24 protein-coding genes are annotated in these 19290 nt (G+C 57.8%); 7 read left to right on the top strand and 17 right to left on the bottom strand.

The features are described from left to right. Positions 1-22: 22 nt before the first annotated feature. The 9 genes from FQ705_RS04060 to FQ705_RS04025 form a co-directional block, all read right to left on the bottom strand. Positions 23-370 carry a hypothetical protein gene (locus tag FQ705_RS04060; protein ID WP_144138133.1) on the bottom strand — a complete coding sequence of 116 codons (348 nt, stop codon included), beginning with the start codon at positions 368-370 and terminating at the stop codon, positions 23-25. A 93-nt stretch (positions 371-463) separates the two neighbouring features. Next, the gene (locus FQ705_RS04055) at positions 464-979 is read right to left on the bottom strand and encodes a RelA/SpoT domain-containing protein (protein ID WP_186307778.1); all 516 of its coding nucleotides are present in this window, start codon (positions 977-979) and stop codon (positions 464-466) included. Between the two features lie 227 nt (positions 980-1206). Continuing rightward, complete coding sequence (locus FQ705_RS34890; RefSeq protein WP_409934676.1) at positions 1207-1710, bottom strand: 4-fold beta flower protein; 504 nt, start codon at positions 1708-1710, stop codon at positions 1207-1209. A 104-nt stretch (positions 1711-1814) separates the two neighbouring features. Further along, positions 1815-2045: a hypothetical protein gene (locus FQ705_RS04050; RefSeq protein WP_144138131.1), complete on the bottom strand. Its 231-nt coding sequence runs from the start codon at positions 2043-2045 to the stop codon at positions 1815-1817. Between the two features lie 2 nt (positions 2046-2047). Then, entirely contained in the window at positions 2048-2470 is a 423-nt protein-coding gene (locus FQ705_RS04045; protein ID WP_144138130.1) for a hypothetical protein, read from the bottom strand. Between the two features lie 33 nt (positions 2471-2503). Continuing rightward, the gene (locus FQ705_RS04040) at positions 2504-2971 is read right to left on the bottom strand and encodes a hypothetical protein (protein ID WP_144138129.1); all 468 of its coding nucleotides are present in this window, start codon (positions 2969-2971) and stop codon (positions 2504-2506) included. A gap of 9 nt (positions 2972-2980) precedes the next feature. Continuing rightward, on the bottom strand, positions 2981-3529 hold the full coding sequence (locus tag FQ705_RS04035) for a DUF2441 domain-containing protein (RefSeq protein ID WP_186307777.1): 549 nt from the start codon (positions 3527-3529) through the stop codon (positions 2981-2983). A gap of 49 nt (positions 3530-3578) precedes the next feature. Further along, entirely contained in the window at positions 3579-4088 is a 510-nt protein-coding gene (locus FQ705_RS33945; protein ID WP_186307776.1) for a hypothetical protein, read from the bottom strand. A gap of 1029 nt (positions 4089-5117) precedes the next feature. Further along, positions 5118-6143, bottom strand: a complete 1026-nt coding sequence (locus FQ705_RS04025; RefSeq protein WP_144138127.1) for a DNA-binding protein — start codon at positions 6141-6143, stop codon at positions 5118-5120. A gap of 161 nt (positions 6144-6304) precedes the next feature. Between FQ705_RS04025 and FQ705_RS04020 the strand changes: the two genes are divergently transcribed. Beyond that, positions 6305-7483 (top strand): tyrosine-type recombinase/integrase, encoded by a 1179-nt coding sequence (locus FQ705_RS04020; RefSeq protein ID WP_144138126.1) that lies wholly within the window; start codon positions 6305-6307, stop codon positions 7481-7483. A gap of 319 nt (positions 7484-7802) precedes the next feature. Then, a complete protein-coding gene (locus tag FQ705_RS34885) occupies positions 7803-8042 on the top strand; it encodes a hypothetical protein (RefSeq protein WP_409934675.1) in 240 nt (79 codons plus the stop codon). A gap of 290 nt (positions 8043-8332) precedes the next feature. Here FQ705_RS34885 and hxsC read toward each other — a convergent pair whose 3' ends face one another. From hxsC to FQ705_RS03985, 6 genes are all read right to left on the bottom strand, one after another. Continuing rightward, complete coding sequence (gene hxsC / locus FQ705_RS04010; RefSeq protein ID WP_144138125.1) at positions 8333-9550, bottom strand: His-Xaa-Ser system radical SAM maturase HxsC; 1218 nt, start codon at positions 9548-9550, stop codon at positions 8333-8335. After that, entirely contained in the window at positions 9544-11001 is a 1458-nt protein-coding gene (gene hxsB / locus FQ705_RS04005; protein ID WP_144138124.1) for a His-Xaa-Ser system radical SAM maturase HxsB, read from the bottom strand. Before hxsB ends, hxsC begins: the two co-directional genes overlap by 7 nt. Positions 11002-11010: 9 nt before the next feature. Then, positions 11011-11295, bottom strand: a complete 285-nt coding sequence (gene hxsD, locus FQ705_RS04000) for a His-Xaa-Ser system protein HxsD (protein ID WP_144138123.1) — start codon at positions 11293-11295, stop codon at positions 11011-11013. 11 nt (positions 11296-11306) lie between these two features. After that, complete coding sequence (gene hxsA2 / locus FQ705_RS03995; protein ID WP_144138122.1) at positions 11307-11594, bottom strand: His-Xaa-Ser repeat protein HxsA2; 288 nt, start codon at positions 11592-11594, stop codon at positions 11307-11309. 763 nt (positions 11595-12357) lie between these two features. Next, positions 12358-12612: a hypothetical protein gene (locus tag FQ705_RS03990; RefSeq protein WP_260854383.1), complete on the bottom strand. Its 255-nt coding sequence runs from the start codon at positions 12610-12612 to the stop codon at positions 12358-12360. 90 nt (positions 12613-12702) lie between these two features. Beyond that, complete coding sequence (locus FQ705_RS03985) at positions 12703-13002, bottom strand: hypothetical protein (protein ID WP_144138121.1); 300 nt, start codon at positions 13000-13002, stop codon at positions 12703-12705. A gap of 448 nt (positions 13003-13450) precedes the next feature. Here FQ705_RS03985 and FQ705_RS03980 point away from each other — a divergent pair, with 448 nt between their 5' ends. Together FQ705_RS03980 and FQ705_RS03975 are read left to right on the top strand one after the other, a co-directional pair. Further along, the gene (locus FQ705_RS03980) at positions 13451-13762 is read left to right on the top strand and encodes a DUF4148 domain-containing protein (protein WP_144138120.1); all 312 of its coding nucleotides are present in this window, start codon (positions 13451-13453) and stop codon (positions 13760-13762) included. A gap of 324 nt (positions 13763-14086) precedes the next feature. Further along, a complete protein-coding gene (locus FQ705_RS03975) occupies positions 14087-14734 on the top strand; it encodes a BON domain-containing protein (RefSeq protein WP_144138119.1) in 648 nt (215 codons plus the stop codon). Between the two features lie 208 nt (positions 14735-14942). On the opposite strand, the gene FQ705_RS03970 is transcribed toward FQ705_RS03975, so the two are convergent. Further along, positions 14943-15719, bottom strand: coding sequence for a helix-turn-helix domain-containing protein (locus tag FQ705_RS03970; protein ID WP_260854382.1), 777 nt, complete (start codon positions 15717-15719; stop codon positions 14943-14945). A 773-nt stretch (positions 15720-16492) separates the two neighbouring features. Between FQ705_RS03970 and FQ705_RS03965 the strand changes: the two genes are divergently transcribed. Further along, entirely contained in the window at positions 16493-16987 is a 495-nt protein-coding gene (locus FQ705_RS03965) for an MgtC/SapB family protein (RefSeq protein ID WP_144138117.1), read from the top strand. A gap of 90 nt (positions 16988-17077) precedes the next feature. Here the strand turns inward: FQ705_RS03965 and FQ705_RS03960 are convergent, their stop codons facing one another. After that, on the bottom strand, positions 17078-17512 hold the full coding sequence (locus tag FQ705_RS03960; RefSeq protein ID WP_144138218.1) for a PRC-barrel domain-containing protein: 435 nt from the start codon (positions 17510-17512) through the stop codon (positions 17078-17080). A 295-nt stretch (positions 17513-17807) separates the two neighbouring features. Here FQ705_RS03960 and FQ705_RS03955 point away from each other — a divergent pair, with 295 nt between their 5' ends. Both FQ705_RS03955 and FQ705_RS03950 read left to right on the top strand, forming a co-directional pair. After that, a complete protein-coding gene (locus tag FQ705_RS03955) occupies positions 17808-18383 on the top strand; it encodes an HdeD family acid-resistance protein (RefSeq protein WP_144138116.1) in 576 nt (191 codons plus the stop codon). Between the two features lie 191 nt (positions 18384-18574). Then, positions 18575-19210 carry an Hsp20/alpha crystallin family protein gene (locus FQ705_RS03950; protein WP_144138115.1) on the top strand — a complete coding sequence of 212 codons (636 nt, stop codon included), beginning with the start codon at positions 18575-18577 and terminating at the stop codon, positions 19208-19210. Positions 19211-19290: the final 80 nt, after the last annotated feature.

The following is a 19290-nucleotide window of genomic DNA, read 5'->3' as shown; positions in this document are numbered from 1 at the left end:
CAACCGCTTGGTACCATCAAGGCTAACCGGGCTGCTCAATGTTCGCGATGATATTTTGAAGTTCGGCGATAAAAAGCGACGTGTCTCCGAAATAGTTCGGATAAGCAACTCTCAGCGCGTGAGCCGAGTCAGCGACCACCAGTACCGCGTCGACTCCGGGCTTTGCCGCTTCTTCCACGCGTTTGTACTCCGCAGTTGCCTTATCGAACTCGTTAGGTGCATACGACAGGACGTTGACCTCTTCGTTCGGCGCATCCAGTACCATCAGAAAATAGGCTGCCAGGCGTCGCTCAGGATCTGCGATCGCTGCTTTCATCACGCGCTGGAACGCACTCAGCCTGTCTATGACGTGCAACTCCCGCTCCATCACGCGTAGGATCGCCTGAAACTCCCGAAAGTCGCGAGGCCCGTCGACGCCCTCGCGTATGGCAAAGGCCGCAGAAACCAACGCAAAAAAGTCGAGCTAAACCCTCTCTCCCTGATCGGCTTTGAGGCCTTGACCAATCAGTGTCCCCACAGTCTCGACGGCAGTCGCCCAGGCATGCTGCAAGTTGGTCCGAATCTGGATTTCGACCGAATGATTGTTGTACGTCTCCTTTCGATCGCTCACGTAGCGATAGACGAGATGGATGCCCCAGTATCCATCTTGCTTTGGGGCCGCGATGTAGTCCTTCTCGTTGACCAGCCGATGCTTGATCCTGCTGCTCTTCAGCGCGTCGCGCAGTAAAGTCACATCGGCTAGCGTGGAAAGGACGGCCCGGCACCCGCCGATGTCCTGCATCTGGGTGAGCCGCATATTGGGAAAGCGACTAAGCTTCGCAACGATCGACGGCGCGCGCTTGAGGCGCTGCGCGACAAAGGCATACTCATCAACGCTCCTTGCGCGATCACGCAAATTAATCTTGAACGTGTTTAGTGGAAACTGGTGGGAGGCGCGCCAGTTCGACATCACTGCATACGCGTCTAGGTAGCGATCCATGCTATCTACCGTGTCGCCAAATCCCGCCACGAGAGTACGGCCGGCCGCATTCACTCTCTCGCGGCTATTTTCTGGTGTAGCCCACTGCATCGTCAGCCCCGTTAGGTTTCGTCCAGCTTCTTTATGCCGGCAGGAGTGGTTTGCCCGCGCCCCGCGCGCGCTTTTGCGAATAAACCGTTGCGATGATTCGCGTGCATTTTTTTCGATCTGTCGACGACTACTTGCTTTCAGCCGCGAATCAACATATCCCAGCTCGTAGACGAAAACGTTCCAGCGGGCATTGCAGGGGTAGCTGGGCTCGCCGGTGTTGCTGGTGTTGCTGGTGTTGCTGGTGTTGCTGGTGTTGCTGGTGTTGCTGGTGTTGCTGGTGTTGCTGGTGTTGCTGGTGTCGCAGGGGTAGCGGGCGTCGCGCCGGGAGAGCTGCCGCGCAAAAACGCCACAGCTCCGGCACGCTTGTCCCTGAAAATCCCGTTCATGAAAAAACCGAGGTGCTTGCTTCCCGAAGAGAAAAGCCCATTGCCGCGCACGAACGCCACAAACCGCATTTGCGTGCTGAAGACATAACCTCGCTCAGAGTTGAACCACCCCACGAGTCTGCAATTGCAATCAAAAATAGGTTCCACGGCCCTTCCCTTGAAAATGTTTTCGGCTACGTTCGGTACTCGATGCGCCCGGCCAGAATTGCGTCGCTGGCAGTTTGAGTGCGGCAGCGTCCTAGTATCGGGCTGCATTGCGATGGTCGTGATTGCCTACCGCAGTTTTCCTTGCTTTTCCGATCCATTCCGAACCGACCGCTACGGCCCCGTTCATGCCTGCAATCGCCTCTAGCGGCCTATCATGTAACGTCGACGCAGGTCACACCGCCTGCCCCGCCGAACTGTACGCCGTCGATGAAGCGAGTCGAATTGGCTATCGCCCTGACCCACTGGTCACCGTGCTCGCTGTCTGGCACCGGAATGTGGAAATTCCCCATCGAAGCATACAGATTGTCGTTCAGATGGGTCGTCGCAACGTTGCAAAGGAACATCGGCAGATGAAATCCCAGTGCGCCGGACGTGTCTGCCACCTCTAGGACTCCATCCCTGACACCACATCCGTAAAAACTACGGCCGGAAGCGGATGGCGAAGGCACAGCCGCCCCGTCGTTTCCAATGCCTGGCCGCTGTAGCTCAGATCCTTCGGAAGCACCTTCAGGTGTGCCGTCTCCAAATCTTGGGCGCTCGGCGCTCTCCCTCCTGCCGCATCTTCGCCATAGACGATCCCCTTCATGTTTTCGCCGTTGAGCGTGAACGTTTCTGCCTCTGCGGCGATCGCTTCGCAGGCCCCTTCCGTTCGTCGGGCGAGAGCTTGTCGAAACGTGTTAACCCAGCACGGAGGCGGAAAACGGAGACTCGACAAGGCAGCGCTCTCCGGACTCGATAACCGCCTCAGAAGTGGCTTCGGCGCCAGCGGATTCGGCCAGCAACCAAAAGAGTTGCGCAGCAATTTCATGCACAATCTGCGGATTGACTCTTCGCTGTTGGTTCATTCTTGTTCACCGTGTATCCCGCCTGAGCGGCGGTGGCCGCTTTCCAATTGATCCGATTCGAATGCCTTCATCCAGACCACAATCCCATCGCTGTACTGTTCCTCCACTTTGAACGGCAGACTGCGTTTGGCACGCATCGCTGCCCAGAACTCAGGATTTCTCTCGTCAACAGGGGCAATCACGGCGTTGTGTTTGGCGGCAAGCTGTGCGAGCACACTCGTGGCATAGTCCTTTCCCTCATGCGCCGAAACGGTTCCTATGAAGTCAATGAAAACAAAACGGTTCGGCACATAACGGTACGCTACACGGCCGACATGCGTCCCATCAGCGTAAACGTGGTGGCCCTCGGCCTTCTGTTTCTTCGGATCGATGAAAACTGCCGGTAACGAACTGGTCTTGCCGCCAATCGCCTTGCGCAATACCTTCCACCATGCATCCAGTTTGCTCTTGCCAGCAAGTCCCATGTCGTTTTCCTATACTTCTTGGCGGACAGTGATCGCACCGCATAGTAATACTTCCCAACAGGGCGGAAGCATTCCATTCAACGCGGGCCCTTGTTCCCCAGCCCAGTAAGCATGAGCAAACTGCGAGGCCCGCAGTGTCGACGTGCTGACGTTCAGGAGGCTCATGTTGGCGACGAATCCCTCTGCCGCATCCAGTCGCCAGATCTTCGCGTTGGTCGCACCGGTCCGCGCTCGCCACGCTCTGGCTTCTTCCAATTCTCTCCATGCGCATGTCGCTGTGAAGCGAGAGGGCCGATCAGGGAAATGGGCACGGCGGACATATTCCCAAATCAGCTCGGCAGCAGGTTCGCCGTTGCCCGCTTTCACGTCGAGATTCAGATACTGCGTTCCGTGTGCCGATACGCCATCGGGAAATAGAAGATTGCGATGCTGTGCCAAGTCAGGAGCCGCAGCGAGATCAACTTTGCTCAAGGCAACTGCTTGGCCAGCAACGAAGCGCCCTCGGCGGTCGACGTGAAAGTATGTAGGCATCGGCTTGTTTTCCTTGTTGCGCGGCAATGCCGCTTTTCCTTTGCCTCGCCGTTGACATCGACAAAGTTGAACACGTTCACCGCGAAGCTGCTTCTTCGGCCCTACGATCTGCGGCCTGTTGCTCCGCAAACGCCGCGCGCACGAAGCGCTCGAAAGTTGCTTTACCCAGCGAGAGGTCGAGCTGCCTAAGGGGTAAGTGCTCGTCCTGCCGTAGGCTGTCCCACGGTCCATACTGGTAAATGCGCAGTTCCATCCCGAAGCTCTGAAAACCGAGATGGCAGACGTTGTCCCGTTGGTAATGATCGGTCCTGCGTTCCTCGCCTTTTTTCGGATTTAAGCCGATTGAAATGCTGGCCCTGTCGCCCACGTCGTCGGGCCAGAAGCAGGACCAGTAGCCCGACTCACGCATTTCCTCGACCTCGCCTTTCAGGTAGTCGTAAAGCCCGATCGTGCGGAACTGCTCGCGGGCCCGTTCGATCTGCAGTTCCCGTCGAGACGTCTCGCTTGCCGCGCCAATCGATTCGCTTGCACGGCGCTGTGCCTTGGCGGCCTCAATGTCCGCAGCGAGCTTGCCAAAATCCGCCATCCTTCGTCCTATTCAAAAACATCTACCCCGGCGACGAGCCGACACTGGTCACAAATACGTCAACAGTTTTCCGTCGTACATCAAGCTCATATAGCTTTGTATGCAAGTTGCATGAATCTGCTGCGAAAGTTGATTCTGTACCTATCGACAATTAACGGCATCAACGCATCAATCTTTATCCCGAATTGCGTCGAATGCCGCGAGCGCGTCCCGTTGCTCCCTGCGAGTCACGTCCAAGTAAGGTGCGGTCCAGATGAAGTGTCCTAGCAATAGCTGAACAATATCGAGCGAGTGCCCTTGCGCGACAAGGCGGCTCGCAAAGTTTCGCCGGCCACTGGGGCTGCTATGACCGGCATGGAGGCCTGCGGCCCGGTAAAGGCCTGTGACATAGCTTTGCAGGCTGTCGGCCGCGAGGTATTCGACCGTATTTCCATTGAGGTTGACGCGCGGCTTGACGGTCGGCTCAAAGGCGCTGCCCCTCTGCGTGAGGATCAGCCCGTGCGGAGCATGAGGCCGCTATATTCCCGGCGATCCAGAGCCGCGCCCGCACCGCGATCGTGACGCCATTCGATATAACGCTGGAACGCGCCAATGGTGCGCGCGTGTGCAAGGTAGACGCAGTGAGGACGGCAGCCCTTCGTGATCGAGCCTCGCAAGCTCACTTCCTCGTGGCGCGCGCTCGATTTGGCAAGTACATCACGAATTCGAGGCGTGCAATTTCGGTGATACGCATCCCGCATGTCACCCCAAGCAGCAAGACAAGGGTGTCGCGCTCGGGGAATCGGCTTGTTGCCTAATGACGCGCAGCAGATGGCGAAATTTAGTGGGGGTAAGGACTTTGGCGCGTTCGGGTTCCATGTTTCCTGTCTCGGAATAAGCTCGAAAATCGAGCCGGTCACGAGACAAAAAGCGGTGGGCGCTACTTTCCAGTCTGACGCAGACGGATGCACGCTTCATCGGAAAAACCGGTGGCACAGCGGCGGGCGCCCGATGGCATCGGTCCAACAACGTTACGGGTTAACACTAAAATCAGGATGCCGATCGCTTCCTGTTAGCGGGCCTAGGTGGAGCCCGACGAGGCTTGCTGGTCTCGACGGAGGATAGCGGGCGCTTCCGCGTCGCCGCCCGGTTCGCGACGGTGGTCGCGAGTTGTAATCTCAGCGCGTCAAGTTCCTTGACATATGCTGTATTCGAGCTGCGAAACGCTTCCAGATTCCCCTCCACGACGCCTGCGCGATGACGCGCGTCGCCCAACTGAGCCTGCAGCGCCTGGGTTTCCTCCCGGTGGCGGGTCTCGCTGTGCTCCGCCCTGCGCGCGGCCGCATCAAGCTCCTTCTGGGCCCGTGCGCTCATGCCCCGCTCTCGCTCGATTTCAAGGAGCGCCCGCTTCTCGGTCGCCCGCAAACGCTCTTCCGCGAGCTCAGCGCTGCTCCGCAGTTTGTCGAGTTCACCCGAAAAATCCACCCTCGCCTGCATCAGTGCCCGGTCACGCGCACCGATCTCGTCCTGCTGCCGCGCGATTTCAGTCTCGAGCGCCTGTCGCGTCGCCTCCCCTGCGGCCTGCGCCTGCTCCACTTCCTGGATGCGCACCTGCGCAGCGAGCAACGCGCCGGTGCGCTGTTCGAGCGCCGTTTCGGTCCGCGCGAGCTCGGCCTGCAGTGACGTCACTTCGTTGTGCGCGCTGGCCTTCTCTGCCTCGGCATCAGTCCGCAGCGCCTCGAGCGCCGCCTGCGCTGACGCGGTGGACTTCGCCCACAGTGCTGCGACCAGTTCCCCGGCCGCCGCCTGCAACTCCGCCGGCAGATCAGGGTGCTCGATCCGCACCCGGCTCTTCTCGCGTAACTCGACCCAGAACTCACCAAGCACCTGAGTCGGCGTGCTCATGCTGCCGCGCTTCACCAATTGATATAGCCGGTTCGCAGTCGGTGTGATCCCGAAGCGGAAGAACAGCAACGCGCAGGCCTCGCGGTATAGCTCGCGGGTTTTAGGGAATGCGGCCTTCAGCCGGTCAATTTCGGCGGCAAGCTGGGCTTCGTCGGACTGAATGTCGGGCATGAGTGCACGTACTCGCTAATTTTAGTAAAAAATATAACGTAAACCGTCAGATATACAATATCCTTAGTCGACTATTTTGACATTATGGCTATAATGTTGAAAATATTGTCCTATTGTCTGTGAATCAACCGCCACGTCTCGACCCGACCGCCGGAGCCGCAATGAATGCCCTTCTTCCCGGTCCACGTCCCATCGATACACTCGTCGTCCCGCCAGAACTCGACGGCAGCCTTGGGAAAAACCGGGCGCGCAACGGCATCGCCCAGATTGCGGCTTCCAACGATCTCGACGCGATCCGCGTGTGGCTTGCCCGATTCGTCGACACAAAAACCACCTTCGACAACTACCGCAAGGAAGCCGAGCGACTTCTTCTGTGGTCCGTATTGCAACTGGGCAGACCGTTATCCTCACTGACGCACGAAGACCTGCTCATCTACCAGCAGTTCCTCGCCGATCCGCAACCTGCCGCACAGTGGAGCGCGAGCGGCGGGCGCAAACATCCGCGGGGAGATCCTCGCTGGCGCCCGTTCTATGGCCCGCTCTCCCCGGCCAGCCGACGTCAGGCGATGGTGATTCTTAACGTGATGTTTGCGTGGCTTGTGCAGGCGGGTTATCTGGCGGGCAATCCGTTGTCACTCTCGCGTCAGCGGGCGCATCGGACCAAGCCGCGAATCACGCGCTATCTGTCGCCGGAGCTCTGGCTTGAGGTCAAAACCTTCATTCAGGCAATGCCGGCAGAGACGGAACGCGAGCGTGAACATCACGCGCGGGCGCGCTGGCTATTTACCCTGCTCTATCTCGGTGGTCTTCGCATCACAGAGGTCAGCACCAATACGATGGGCCGGTTTTTCCGCCGCCGCGATGCGAACGGGGAAGATCGCTGGTGGCTTGAGGTATTGGGTAAAGGCGGTAAAGAACGACTGGTGCCGGCCACGACCGAAATGACGGCCGAGCTCGCTGCGTATCGCCGGAGACACGGGTTACCCGCGCTACCCTCACCTGGCGAAAACACGCCCCTGGTGCTGCCGATTGGTCGGTCGCAGAAACCATTGACGCGGGCAGCACTACACCAGATTATCAAACAGGTATTCAGCGGCGCAGCGGACGCACTCCGTGAGCGCGGCGATGAGTACGCCCAACGGGCTGATCAACTGGAGCAGGCTTCAGCGCATTGGTTGCGTCATAGCGCCGGCTCGCATATGGCGGATCAGGCGATCGATTTGCGGCTTGTCCGCGACAACCTTGGACACGCGTCATTGACCACGACCAGCCAGTATCTGCACGTCGATGATGACCGGCGTCATAAGGAAACTGACGAAAAGCATCGCATCGGCTGGTAGGCTGGATGGATGCCGTTTTGTCTATGGATGCGCATCTTCGCGCTGACCTACTTTAAATGGATGATCGCTTGCAGTGAATCAAAGGACCGAAGTCGACCCACTCCGGTCAGACAGCTTGCTCCAAACCGGTCGGTCAGCCAGATTCAGGTTTTGCAAACCGGAGTGCCAATAATCGGCCGTTGGCGACCTCACCCAATCGGCCAATTTCTGCCGCTCGCCGGAGTCATGCGGTGGTCGCTCGAACGGCTGATCCGCTCCAAAACCGGCCCAATGCTCAACGCGCGTTTGTCGGCCTTCGCGGACGTTCGCCGCTCACGGGATGCGCGGCCGCTGCCGCCGGTTTGCTGTCCTTCGCCGTGCGGTGCTTGTGAACGGGCTGATCAATTCGACGCCGATAGCGAGCGCGAGTATTGTTCGAGAGTACGTTCTGACAGTGGACGGCCGTCAGGAATACGAGATTCACATCCGTACGTTGCTCTCGAAAGCGATGGAATCGCAGCCGCTTTCGTTTCCGAGTCTAACCAGCAAGGATACCGACAGCGAGGCTCTCCGAAAATGAGTAGTGGCGACGGTTCGCGTGCATCCGAAGGATCAGGTGAGACCGGAGCACATGGCGAGCCGGATGAGTACGGAGGGGTGCTGAGTATTAGCTGGTCGGCGGCGGCGGTCGAGGTGGCGCCGGAGTGATATTGGCCAGCCTCAGGGCTCTTTATGTTTTGCGAGCGTGTGTTCTGGTTGAGATGTTCCCGCCCGACTCCGACCGAAGTGGGCAGGCTCTCCGAATACGAAGGCCTACCCCCGCCAGACAGGCAATTGATGGTCTCGAAATGCAAAGTCGCCTGCTATCGCTCAAACCGCCTGTTCGCTTACGAATGGTCGAATATGCTCGCTATATCTGTGTTGCACCGCCGATGAAAAGAAGCCGCCACATTCATGTTTGCGTTCGCACGGGTCGCAGGCGTCTATGTACTCGTTCTTCCAATCCGATATCGAACGCCGGTATGCTCGCAGCACGTCATCGTTCACAAGACACAGTTGATGATTATAAACCGACAGAGGGATGCCATAAGCTTCCAGCACACCAACTGCCCGGCTAAGAATATCCTTATAGGAAAATTGATCGATCCACAACGAATCCATATTCGCTCTCGTGAATCCCGTTATTTCAAGACCCATAAGCGCTACGTGATCGACGAACGTTAGATTCCGGGCGATGAAGTTAGCAAGCGATTCCAGTGTCCTAATGCTTAAGGCATGCAATACCACACGGATCTCGACCTTTTGCCCAAGTTCTTTAAGATTCAGGATGCCTCGAACAGTTTCGTCGAACGCACCTTTTGCTTGCACAATATAATCGTGGGTGGACGCGTCATCCGAATACAGCGGAATGCCGACAATCAGATCCGGATGGTTAATCGCCGCGTAATCCTCAGCGAAAGGACGATGAGCGAAGGTCCGTCCATTCGAAAGAATCTGGACTTTAGTATGGGGAAGCAAGTTCTTCGTCAGTCTGACTGTTTCAAGGAACCGATTGCCAAACAGAGTAGGCTCACCACCAGAAAGAGTCAGAGCTTTGACCGTTCGGGGCATCAGCCTGATCAACTGCTGATTCTCATCGATCAGCCAGCTGTCGTCGATATTCTTCGGCGGTTGCGAACACATGAGGCAGTAGTGCTGGCACTGCTCAGTCATCAGAATGCTGTTGTGAAGACTGCCGTGCCGGTACAACACGCGAATACTCTTCTGGTCGGCGTTCAATCGAACGATGTCACCGTCGCCGATATACGCAAACTCGTCGGAAAGCACTACGAGCGATGAGTCGACCATATGCGCCGGGAAGCGCTCTGCATCTCGTTCGAGGACGAAATAGTGGCTGTAACCACCGGGAATGTCTCCGTCGCGCAAGAAAAAGGCGCTCAAGCGGCGGATTGCCGCTGTGACAGGTCGTGATCCTGATACGACAGGCAGCAGCGTTGTGGATGACGTTGCACGGGGAATCACCTCGCTCTTCGGCGTCAGTTGTTCGATCGGAACAATAGATACGACTTTTCCGCGTAAAGTCAGCATGCCACCACCCATCCCTGAAAAATTGCTTTGGCTTCCGGATCAGTTTCCATGATCGTGATCAGGCGGCGGAATATCGCCATGTTCCGACGGCAGAAATCCGAGGAGGGCTTGCGTCCGACAACATCACCGTAAATGGCATGCGCGTACACTGGGTCGGCGCCGCAGAATGGTTCGAATGCGCATTCCGAACACATCGGAACTGAAAGGGTAAAGGAGTCTTCAAGCGCATTCAACAAGACATCAGAAAGGAAAATCTCTTCGTAGCTGTTCTGCAGAACGTGACCCAGTTTGAAGGTCATGTCTCCCATCTCGGCGAGCATTCGCGCCTCGTCTGAAGCGAACACGCCGCCGTCGTAGTTGCAGACCACAGCAGCTATACCCGCACCCGCCGGATTCATGAGATCGACATACCCGGGATCGTTCGAAGTCAGCATCTTCTGCAGAACGAGCGACGCGTAATGCTCCCGGAAAGGAACCCCCTTCCGATTCAGGTCGATGATGTAATCCAGCCCTGCAAAGTAAAATGGCAGCCAGTCTGCTAACCCGTACGACTTGATAGCTTTCGTTTTGACGGCGAATCCATACGGCGAAAGCGGACGCAGAAATATTCCACCGAAACCCAGCGACAAGTATTCGTCGATGATCTCTTCGACACGGGACAGGCTGTGTTGCGTCGTTGTCATCATCGCCGAGACCCGATCGAAGCCGACGATTTCACGTGCGCGTTGCAGCCCGTCGACGTAGCGTTCGTGGCTGTCCCGTCCAGGTCTAGGACGATTGCGGTTATGCAGATCGGCGGGACCGTCGAGAGACGTCGAAAGCAGTATCCGATGGTCGCGGCAGTATTCCAAAATCTCTTGCGTAGCGAGGGACAGCGTCGTCGCAATGACAATCTCCAGCTCGCGAGATTCTGCTTTCGCGCGCTGCTCCACCTTCTCGACGATGTAACGTACAAGCTCGAAGTTCAGAAGGGGTTCGCCACCTTGAAACTCAAGCTTCAATGCGGGCGACGGAGAGCGGAACATCAAGTCGATCGATGCGTCGGCGACTTCGCGGGACATGTCGAACGCCTCGCGATTTTCCGATTGCCGCGATACCTGGCAATAAGGACAGCTATGGTCACAACGGAGCGTAACGACGAAAATGTGGAGATTCGTGAAGTTCGGGAGGCGCTGATATTGGGTTCGCACTTTGAGCGCGAGAAGTTCGCGAGGCGATTGGTCGCCACGGACTTCGATCAGATGCTTCGTTCTCGCACTACGAAAGACTGGCTCGTCAGGGCGCAATTCGTGGCTGACGAGACGCTTCAGGTCCTGTCTTCCGAGCATGACGTATTCGCCTGCCATATTGGTGACGACATATCGTTCGCCATCCAATTGAGTGAAGTTGAACGGCAACAACTGATAGTCGCCGTCCGCGTCGAACGCGGACGGCGGGAGAAACTTGGCCACATCCGGCTCCTACGTCAGACCTGTACGCGAAAATGCGTGTGCAAGAATGAGATGTCTGATCGACTCGGTTTCTGAAGCAACCTGCTTCCGAAGGGCCTGATCGAGGACTTCCTTGTGAAAGTCCTGAATCAAAGCGTCGTGGTCGACTTCTTGTGAGTCCAAGCCCAACGTACAATGCACGTGTTTTTCATCAAGCTGGAATTCGACGCTCATCCGATCGATAAATCGATACGCCGCCTTCTGAACGACATCGACTTCGAACGCACCTCGATCGAAGTCGATCTTATAGCTCATGCTAGCCATGCCTAGTAAGACGAAGAGCTATGGGAAGAATGTGAGCTATGCGACGCGTGCGAGCTGTGATAAGCCATCAGTTGTCCGGCTTCCGAGCGCTTTAAAACAAATTTGAAAGCCTCGCCGCCCGCTTTGACGTTCAGATCCTGAGACGCCTTGCCCGAATCGAGACCGTCGGTTTTCGCGTGCGTGACGTGATGTTCCGCGTTCATCGTCGGGGTGACCACCGCCGCGTCGGAGTGCTGGGCAGCCATCGCCGCAGCAAGCGTACTCACCGGTACCAAAAACTTTGCTTTCATAGCAACGGCCCCCATGCATTGAAAAGTGGAAAATATTACCGAATTATTGTAACGATTTGTGACGTAAACGTAAGATTAGATGAAATCTTATGTCTGTGGAACATCTATTTGCTTCCCCCGTGGCTGTCTTCACAATTTGTCACAGTGGCCAGCAATGCCTTGAGACGGTCACGAGAGCAGTTACCGTGAGCCATGTCATGCCGAGGTTGAGTTACCAGCTGGTCATCTGCTGACCGTTCAAGTCGGCAAGCCGTCACTGATGGTCGAATACTCGACCGACGGGAAGGGGTCGGGTTGCGTCAGCCCGCTCTTAAAATTCATCGCCGGAAGCGGCCAGTGGAATTCCACTTCCCGGAAGCGGCCGGTCGGCAGTGCGTACTCCCGACCCTGAAGGGACGATCGGATTTCTCAAAAGCGGACGTTCGCCCTACTCGAATGCACGCTGTATCTGGTTGATTAGGGCTGCGAGTTCTGGCTTATCGCCCCACATGTCAAATTCCCGAGTCGCAATCAGTCCCATCGTAAGCGGTCCCTGTTTAGGCTCCGACGGCTCACCGGAAATTTGAGCGCGGCACCACCTCAGTTGAAGGTAGATGCTCTGCACATTCGGCCACGTTGCAGTCAGCATAGGGCCGATGGCCGACAATGCCTCGTCATTCTTGAGTAGCAGCTCGGTGTCTCGTAGTTGCATGGCGCGGTCGCCTATCTCATTCTTCGTCTGGTGACGAGTGCCTCCGAGCAATCGTCCATTGATACCGCTCTATCAGCTTTTCGGCAGCAGAAAGCGCCTGTTCACGCCATAATTTTTCGGCAGCCTCAATGCGAACGTCCTCGCGTCCTCGCGTTCTAGCGCATCTGCCGCCCAGTGCGCGCGAACGTCGCCGACTGGAAGATCGTCGGTTTCCGATGTAATCGCACGAAACAGTAGGAACTCCGGCTCGTTTTGAACCTTGGTCCAATATGCCAATGGAAGCATGACCCGAGCTGTTTCGATGACGCCAAGGCGACCTTCAAGCAAGTCCAGCGCTCTGGCGCGAATCTTTCGACAGTGTTTGCGCCAAAAGCTCTTCGTTCCTGACACCAGGAGGAATCTTCATCTTTTAATGGATCACGTTTGCTGACGCCAAATCTCGGTTTTCCAGCCGAGCAGCAATTCGGCTACGCGCTTGGAATGTTCAGGATTGGCGTCTAAGCCCATGCGATCAGTCACAACGTCGTCGAGGTATGCCGCAATGGGTGACGCGTCCATTCCCTCCTGCAACATTGTGAAAACCGTGGGCAAATACCCTTGATATTCGTCGCGTGCCGCCGGACTGGTTGCGACGCCAATTGGGTCCCAGACATAGTACAGAACCTCATCGATTCGCCTGTATAGCTCCAACTTGGTATCGGATAATTTCCGTCCCATCGCACCTTTCCTTATTTGCGCGCCTGGCCGTCCACAGACCCGTACGGCAATTGTCCACGATCTAGGCAACCTCGTCGACCGGCCGCTCCTGGCCGGGTTGAGGCGGTGCCACCGGCAATATGCTCACCAGAAACCGGCCATTGAGCGGGGGCGGACGAGACCTTGGCTATTCAAATTGGATGGCGACCTCGACCGGCGGCTCATGGCCGCGTACTGCCTGATGCGTTTTGGCTCAGATCGACCCTCAACGGTCACGCGGCCACGGCCGCGGCCAAAGACTGCTTTTGAAAGTGCGATGGTCATTCGAGGCGCTGGCACCTGACTTTCTTCTCTTTGTGCAGTGGCCTTCTTCCGGCGACTGAACTAATGCAAAATAAACGCGGAAGTCACGCGCGCCGGCGGCATCGCACCGCTTGCGTTGCGCCAATCGGACGCGTGGAGATGCGCTATGGCAAACCTCACGAGAAACGGCTCGATGCGAGTTGTGTTGGCGCTCCTGCTGACTGGGTATGCCGCCGCCGGCATGCCACAAAGCGGGCCACATCTGAGCCCAATGCAGTGCATTGACCTGGCCGCGATTAGAAACAACGCGCCTCGGACGAAATCGCAAAACCAAAGCGAGCTTTCGGCCCTGAGGAAAGCGGGGTACAACCCATCACCATGGCACGACGACCCACACTACCCAGCGAATCTACACGCGGCGCAACGCCTGGTCGATCATTGGTTCGAAACGGAGTGCAAGCAGTCGCATCCCAAGTGAGAAGTCCCCGGAGCCACGACGAAACTCCTCGGACTTAGCGCGCAGCAACCGCGCGTCGCATGCAGCGTGGCCTGCAGACCGTCCCACGGGTCTCGCCGGTTGCACTTATTCCTCATTCCTGCAAGACGTGCCGGATCTCTGCGCTTCTGCTGCGCGGCGTTCGGATGTGAACGGACGGCAGCATTCCGCAAAATCCGCGCGGACGTATGGAAGAGAATCCGCCCGGTGCACCCTATCGTTGCCCTACCGTGGACTGATTTCTGTGGCGCTGGGCGTAGCCCGCGTGCGTGCGTCAGTCCATCAACAAACCGACGAGGAGCGGCGATGAGAACCGACGAGGACATCAAGCGAGAAGTGGAGTACGAACTGAAGTGGGATCCGGACATCGATCCATCAGATATCGGAGTTGCGGTGAAGGACGGTGCGGTCACACTGTCCGGTTTCGCGCGCAGCTTTCGGCAAAGGCGAAAGGCCGAAGAGGACGCGACGCGTGTGCGCGGCGTGAGGGGGGTGGCAAACGATGTGGGGGTGCGGTTGCCTCTGATCAACAAGCCGCCCGATCCGGAGATCGTGCGCGAGATCATTGCCCAACTGAAGGCCGACCTGCCTTATGCGGCGGACACCATCAAGGCGGTCATCAGGGACGGACACGTGACGCTGAAGGGGGAGGTCGAATGGGACTACCAGAGTGGCCGCGAGGCCGACACGGCGCTGCGGGCGAGCGGCGTAACCGGTCTGACGAACGAGCTTGAGATCAAGCCGAAGGTCAAGCCCGAGGATCTCAAGCGCAAGATCGAAGACGCGTTCAAGCGCAACGCGGAAGTCGACGCCCAGCACATCACGGTGGTGGCCGAAGGCAACAAGGTCATCCTGCGCGGCACGGTCCGCTCATGGGCCGAGCGCGAGGAGGCCGAGCGGGTCGCATGGCTTGCCCCCCGGTGTGATGAGGGTCGACAACCCGATCACAATTGATTACTGACAGGTTCGCGGCTCGGCAAAGCGAACCTGCATAATTCCCCCAGCTACGGGGTTCGTCAAACGGAGCCAGGTCAACGTGTCGAAATTATTGTTCTGATCAACTCCCGGAGGCCGTATCTACTTCGAGAAACTTTTGTCGCTCTGTTTAATCGCGAGGGCGGAAGTCCCCGCGGTCATTTTGCTCGCAACTTCGCCAAATGAATCAGCTGCCGACGTTCCGGTGAGCAAGTCGGAATGCGCGCGGCGTCACACCGGTATATCGATGAAACACGTCGGTGAAATGCTGCTGAGTCTGAAACCCCGCGCGCGCGCCAACGTCAACCAGGGGAATGGTCTCCTCGCACAACATCGTCCTGGCAAATTTCACTCGTTCGAGTGTTACGTACAGATGGGGCGGGTTACCTGTCGCCGTTTTGAAAACGCGTGCAAAGTTTGATGTACTCATGTGCACCAGAACTGCGAGTTGCTCGACCAGAATAGTTTCGGCAATGTTCTCATGAACAAAGACTTGAATACGAGTCAGCATTTGACGCGTAAGAGGCATGTCCGGCTCGACCGCGTCCGCACAGTGCCCGTAGCGAAGAGCGATGTGCACCGAGATGACATCGGCAAAAGCGTCGGCGCAGGCAGCGTCGATGAGATCCGCATTGTGCAAGGCACCCAATGTATCGGCGGCCTCGCGCAGGAACGGATCCCAGGACTTGGACCATTTCGGGACCGCGCCAAACGCTTCTTTCGAGACTTGCCCAAGTACGCCCGGTTTGAGTGCGATAACCCATCCATTGCGATCGTTTTCAGTGGTCGTGGCCAACTGCGCCCCCCCAGGAATAACTGCGACAAATGGTGCATTTACCTGGATGGAGTGACTCATTCCGAGATCGTCGCAGCCCGCAGCGTGCACAACTGTGCTACCCGTCGGCATAACGAGCCGAAATTCCTGCTCCGAATTCAGCCAGCCATTGGTGAAAGCGATATTCATCGGTTGGCAGCGTAACCCGTGATCCGGGGTCGATCTTGTTGCTTGCTTCATGATAAGCAGCAGTCGCCTCCTTGTTCGTCGCATAGCTAAGCTTACGTCGAATTCAAGGCTGCTTAAGGCGGATTCGTAATATGGGCAGAAGCAAAGCAGTCCATCGCCCCCCTGAAGGCATTCTGCAAGCTGACGCTTCGCCGGGTATCCCGCAGCGTTCGACGCGGTCAGGTTCGCGACCCGGCATGTCATGCGCACCGCACAGGCGCCCGCGATCTGGGAATATCGATCGAACTTGGCGTGCGATGCCTTTCGCGCTTCAGGAGCTGCACGCACGTTAGATAAGTTGCTCCGGGAACATCCTCGCCATCGGCTTCTCATAAGTAGTTGAAGTGTACTGATACTGAAAATCGTGCTCGACGAGGCAGTCACCCCTTCGGGTCAATTGAGCTTTTGCTGCATCAGCTTACTATCAAAGCCCGCGGTATTAACGTCGCACGCTTTACGGACTAGTTCGCGAAGCTCGACCGCTGGCGCGAGTTGCTGCGCTACATCTGCGCGCGCATCACCGTATCACCGTATCACCGCATCACCGCATCTACGCCGCTGCGACGGCGACCGATCGGTTCGATCGTCAGAGGATAGCTGCGGCTTTCAGGCTAAAGGGTTTCCTGAGTGGCGTTTGACGCTCAATCAGTTTTCTCCCCTCGACGCTAGACTGTAGTGGGTAGCCAGGCACTCGCCGAGCGCGACGTTACCAGGAAACCTTAGCGGGGGTTCCGATGATTTCACACGTGCAATTGCTTGAGGCGATCTTGCGCATGGGCGCAGCAGTGCTGGTGGGTTGTATCGTCGGGCTCGATCGAAACCTGCATGGCAAGCCAACCGGCGTCAAGACACTAGGCCTCGTCGCGCTTGGCTCCTGTCTCGTCACGATGGCCGGCATGTCCTTCGAACTACATGGTTTCACCGACGGCAGCGACGCCGGCCGTTCGATTCAAGGCGTCATTACAGGCATCGGCTTTCTCGGCGCCGGGGTGATCCTGCAGAACCGCGCCACCGGCAGGATCAGCGGCTTGACGACTGCGGCTTCGATCTGGGTCACCGCCGCGCTCGGCATTGTGTGCGGCATCGGCGCATGGCAGATTGCGGGTATTGCCACCACCCTGCTCCTGCTGCTGCTCTCGGTGGGCGGCAGCATTGAACGTGCGTTACACCGGCGCTGGTTAGGAAAGTCGCCTGAAGAGCAGGCGGCGATCATGCGGCACGACGAATAGTCACGCGGCGGCGCACTCATCGGCGTACTTCCCATGGAACGAATGTGCCGCGCGCCAAATGCATCGATCACGGACGATGCGAGACCTATGTCAGTGATGCCCGCCGTAGTCGGACCTTGCCATAGGTGTCGCGCGTACCTTCGCGTATTGAAACTCGGGCAGCGCCTTGATCGCATCTTTCGTCGCACCGGCAAGCACCAGTTTGCCATTCTTGAAATCGAGCTGCTCGATCGGAATGGCCACGTCGTGATGCGACACCCCCAGAAACTGGTTTGCGGCGACGATTGCAAACGACACCGACCGGTCCGGTGCCACGATAATGTCATGAATGACGCCGACGCGCTCACCCTTCTCGTTGAAGACGGACTTGTCCATGACCGACTTTCTCACGCTCCAGCCTGCCACGATCGCGGCCGACTCTTCTATGCTGACTCCAAGCGGCTGGGCGCCGGCCACCTGGGCGTGCGCGTCTAGCGGGAGTCCGAGCGACGACGCGAGCAGCCATACAAGCAGATTCGTTTTCATCACATCCCCTTCGTGATGGTGTTGGCGGTGCGACAGCGGGCCGACAATGATCACGCTAATGTCAGACCGTGCGCGGCATAAGTTCATGTTAGAACGCCTCACGGCAAGCCGCTATAAAAATGCGGAGACGGAGCGGCTTATTGTGATGCATCCGGGATGCCAATCTCGATGCCATTCAGCATGCCTAATGAATGAAGGCAGAATTGCGAAACGCACGGCAGAAACGCGAAAGAAATGCAGATACGCGGAGCCTAAAATGAAGTTCATCACCTGACGGTACAGCGTGGAGTCCCACATGGATGAACTGCTTGGACGCGCTTGGTGGATGCTCATTCTGCGTGGCACGGTAGCGCTGCTATTCGGCACTCTGGCGCTATTCTGGCCCGGTCTCACTCTGCTACTGCTCATCACTCTCTTTAGCGCCTATGCAATCGTCAGCGGCATTGTCGCGATTGTCGCGGCCATCCGCTACCGCGCGGTGCACGGCGGCTGGTGGGTGCCCTTGCTGCTCGGCATCTGCAGCATCGGCGCCGGTGTGATAGCCGCGTTGGTGCCGGGCATTACCGCGCTCGTGCTGGTCGCCGTCATCGGCGCAAACGCGATTGTCACCGGCATATTCGATCTGATCGCAGCAACGCGGCTGCATAGGCGCCTGCGCAATGCGTGGATGCTGATGCTAACGGGAGTGCTATCCGTGCTGTTCGGCATCCTCGTGCTGCTCTTTCCGGGCGCGGGCGCATTAGCGCTCGTCTGGCTGATCGGCGTGTATGCGTTGTTCACGGGCGCGCTGCTGTTCGTACTCGGCATCACCGCGCGTGCCTGGCACCCTGACGGCCTGACCGTCGAGCCACACGCGCCATTGCATCCGTAAATGCAGTGCTCACAGGCGCTTGTGGGTCACAAGGTCAAGCCCGCGGCCAGCCCCGCGTCCGCATTCGTGGGGCCCGCGGACGATGCGCGCCGGCCGCGCCCTTCGCATCCGGAGGTCGGATGGACTGCCCGTCATCTCCAGTGGTTCAGCCTCAAGTCTGGCACTGGCGTACCTCACGTAAGGAGAATCACATGCCTCTCGATCTCGACAAATGGAATCCGTTCCGGTTTTTGCGCTCGCACCCAGCGCAAAAAAACGCATCGGGCCACGCCGCTGCGCCGCGCACCAGTCAGCAAAGCGCGCTGCAAAATGGGCAACAAACTGGCGGCACGCAAACGGGTAACGGGGCACCGACGGCAACCGCTGCTGCGCCGGTAGCACTTGCGCCTGCCAGCTGGCCGCTGCCCGATCCGATTCATCTGTTTGCCGAATTGATCCGTGATCCGTTCGGCGGTCGTGGACCGCTCGGGAGCTGGTTCGGCGACTTCAGTGCCAGCGAGTTTCAACCGCGGATCGACGTTACCGACGAAGGCGACGCACTGCGCATTGTCGCCGAATTGCCGGGCATGACCCGCGACGACGTCGAGCTCGAAGTGATTGAAGACATGCTGATCATCAGCGGCGAAAAGCGCGTCGAATCGACGAGCGAAGAACAGGGATGCTATCGGGTCGAGCGATCGTTTGGACACTTTCAGCGTGCGGTCCCCCTGCCCGCGGGCGTCGATCTCGATCGGGCAGAGGCCAGATTTGAAAACGGCGTGCTGACGCTGCGCGTCCCCAAAGCGGCCGGGGAACCGGCAGCGAAGCGGCGCATCGAGATCAAATAACACAAACCGCACTGAACCAGTTGCCCAACGCGTGGTGACACGGGGGTGCTGCCTCGAGCAGGCCAAGGCGTTCCTGCGCA

Origin of the sequence: Paraburkholderia sp. BCC1884, assembly GCF_900996225.1 — a bacterium.
Taxonomy (GTDB): domain Bacteria; phylum Pseudomonadota; class Gammaproteobacteria; order Burkholderiales; family Burkholderiaceae; genus Paraburkholderia.
The sequence above is the reverse complement of the archived record's forward strand: the minus strand, read 5'-3'. Positions and strand labels throughout refer to the sequence as shown.

Excerpts from the sequence above, each read along its gene's own strand:
- FQ705_RS04055 (WP_186307778.1), bottom strand. The coding sequence starts at position 979 with ATGGATCGCTACCTAGACGCGTATGCAGTGATGTCGAACTGGCGCGCC.
- FQ705_RS34890 (WP_409934676.1), bottom strand. The coding sequence starts at position 1,710 with ATGCAGCCCGATACTAGGACGCTGCCGCACTCAAACTGCCAGCGACGC.
- FQ705_RS04045 (WP_144138130.1), bottom strand. The coding sequence starts at position 2,470 with ATGAAATTGCTGCGCAACTCTTTTGGTTGCTGGCCGAATCCGCTGGCG.
- FQ705_RS04040 (WP_144138129.1), bottom strand. The coding sequence starts at position 2,971 with ATGGGACTTGCTGGCAAGAGCAAACTGGATGCATGGTGGAAGGTATTG.
- FQ705_RS33945 (WP_186307776.1), bottom strand. The coding sequence starts at position 4,088 with ATGGCGGATTTTGGCAAGCTCGCTGCGGACATTGAGGCCGCCAAGGCA.
- FQ705_RS04025 (WP_144138127.1), bottom strand. The coding sequence starts at position 6,143 with ATGCCCGACATTCAGTCCGACGAAGCCCAGCTTGCCGCCGAAATTGAC.
- FQ705_RS04020 (WP_144138126.1), top strand. The coding sequence starts at position 6,305 with ATGAATGCCCTTCTTCCCGGTCCACGTCCCATCGATACACTCGTCGTC.
- FQ705_RS34885 (WP_409934675.1), top strand. The coding sequence starts at position 7,803 with ATGCGCGGCCGCTGCCGCCGGTTTGCTGTCCTTCGCCGTGCGGTGCTT.
- hxsC (WP_144138125.1), bottom strand. The coding sequence starts at position 9,550 with ATGCTGACTTTACGCGGAAAAGTCGTATCTATTGTTCCGATCGAACAA.
- hxsD (WP_144138123.1), bottom strand. The coding sequence starts at position 11,295 with ATGAGCTATAAGATCGACTTCGATCGAGGTGCGTTCGAAGTCGATGTC.
- hxsA2 (WP_144138122.1), bottom strand. The coding sequence starts at position 11,594 with ATGAAAGCAAAGTTTTTGGTACCGGTGAGTACGCTTGCTGCGGCGATG.
- FQ705_RS03985 (WP_144138121.1), bottom strand. The coding sequence starts at position 13,002 with ATGGGACGGAAATTATCCGATACCAAGTTGGAGCTATACAGGCGAATC.
- FQ705_RS03980 (WP_144138120.1), top strand. The coding sequence starts at position 13,451 with ATGGCAAACCTCACGAGAAACGGCTCGATGCGAGTTGTGTTGGCGCTC.
- FQ705_RS03975 (WP_144138119.1), top strand. The coding sequence starts at position 14,087 with ATGAGAACCGACGAGGACATCAAGCGAGAAGTGGAGTACGAACTGAAG.
- FQ705_RS03970 (WP_260854382.1), bottom strand. The coding sequence starts at position 15,719 with ATGAATATCGCTTTCACCAATGGCTGGCTGAATTCGGAGCAGGAATTT.
- FQ705_RS03965 (WP_144138117.1), top strand. The coding sequence starts at position 16,493 with ATGATTTCACACGTGCAATTGCTTGAGGCGATCTTGCGCATGGGCGCA.
- FQ705_RS03960 (WP_144138218.1), bottom strand. The coding sequence starts at position 17,512 with ATGAAAACGAATCTGCTTGTATGGCTGCTCGCGTCGTCGCTCGGACTC.
- FQ705_RS03955 (WP_144138116.1), top strand. The coding sequence starts at position 17,808 with ATGGATGAACTGCTTGGACGCGCTTGGTGGATGCTCATTCTGCGTGGC.
- FQ705_RS03950 (WP_144138115.1), top strand. The coding sequence starts at position 18,575 with ATGCCTCTCGATCTCGACAAATGGAATCCGTTCCGGTTTTTGCGCTCG.